Here is a 1,418-nt window from a genome sequence, read left to right on the forward strand (position 1 = left end):
GAAGCAATCGGAAGTGGTTCCAAGAAAAGCCTCTAAGCTTCAGTCATACGAGACCGTACCGCAAACCGACACAGGTGGGCGAGATGAGTATTCTAAGGCGCTTGAGAGAACTCGGGAGAAGGAACTCGGCAAATTGGTACCGTAACTTCGGGAAAAGGTACGCCCCGGTAGCTTGATTGGTTTACTCCATGAGGGTGAAAGGGTTGCAATAAACTGGTGGCTGCGACTGTTTAATAAAAACACAGCACTCTGCAAACACGAAAGTGGACGTATAGGGTGTGACGCCTGCCCGGTGCTGGAAGATTAAATGATGGGGTGCAAGCTCTTGATTGAAGTCCCAGTAAACGGCGGCCGTAACTATAACGGTCCTAAGGTAGCGAAATTCCTTGTCGGGTAAGTTCCGACCTGCACGAATGGCGTAACGATGGCCACACTGTCTCCTCCCGAGACTCAGCGAAGTTGAAATGTTTGTGATGATGCAATCTACCCGCGGCTAGACGGAAAGACCCCATGAACCTTTACTGTAGCTTTGCATTGGACTTTGAACCAATCTGTGTAGGATAGGTGGGAGGCTTTGAAGCGGGGACGCTAGTTCTCGTGGAGCCAACCTTGAAATACCACCCTGGTTTGTTTGAGGTTCTAACCTTGGTCCGTTATCCGGATCGGGGACAGTGCATGGTAGGCAGTTTGACTGGGGCGGTCTCCTCCTAAAGTGTAACGGAGGAGTTCGAAGGTACGCTAGATACGGTCGGACATCGTGTTGATAGTGCAATGGCATAAGCGTGCTTAACTGCGAGACTGACAAGTCGAGCAGGTACGAAAGTAGGACATAGTGATCCGGTGGTTCTGTATGGAAGGGCCATCGCTCAACGGATAAAAGGTACTCTGGGGATAACAGGCTGATTCCTCCCAAGAGTTCATATCGACGGGGGAGTTTGGCACCTCGATGTCGGCTCATCACATCCTGGGGCTGTAGCCGGTCCCAAGGGTATGGCTGTTCGCCATTTAAAGTGGTACGTGAGCTGGGTTTAAAACGTCGTGAGACAGTTTGGTCCCTATCTGCCGTGGGCGTTGGAAATTTGAAGGGGGCTGCTCCTAGTACGAGAGGACCGGAGTGGACGAACCTCTGGTGTACCGGTTGTCACGCCAGTGGCATTGCCGGGTAGCTAAGTTCGGAAGAGATAACCGCTGAAAGCATCTAAGCGGGAAACTTGCCTTGAGATGAGATTTCCCAGAGCCTTGAGCTCTTTGAAGGGTCGTTCGAGACCAGGACGTTGATAGGCTGGGTGTGGAAGTGCAGTAATGCATTAAGCTAACCAGTACTAATTGCCCGTACGGCTTGTCCCTATAACCTTAGCAGGTACAGAGGATAAGACGGTACAACGTTGCGTGTGTGTTGATACAACCAGTCATTACCC

Annotated in this window: 1 rRNA gene (only partly in view); it reads left to right on the forward strand. The window is 51.2% G+C overall.

What is annotated here, in order from left to right:
* Nucleotides 1-1,347, forward strand: a 23S ribosomal RNA gene (locus O3301_RS28525) (its annotated part extends 1,436 nt beyond the left edge of the window); the annotation flags it as partial.
* Nucleotides 1,348-1,418 lie beyond the last annotated feature (71 nt).

It is taken from the genome of Janthinobacterium sp. SUN211, assembly GCF_030587315.1.
GTDB lineage: Bacteria > Pseudomonadota > Gammaproteobacteria > Burkholderiales > Burkholderiaceae_D > Janthinobacterium > Janthinobacterium kumbetense.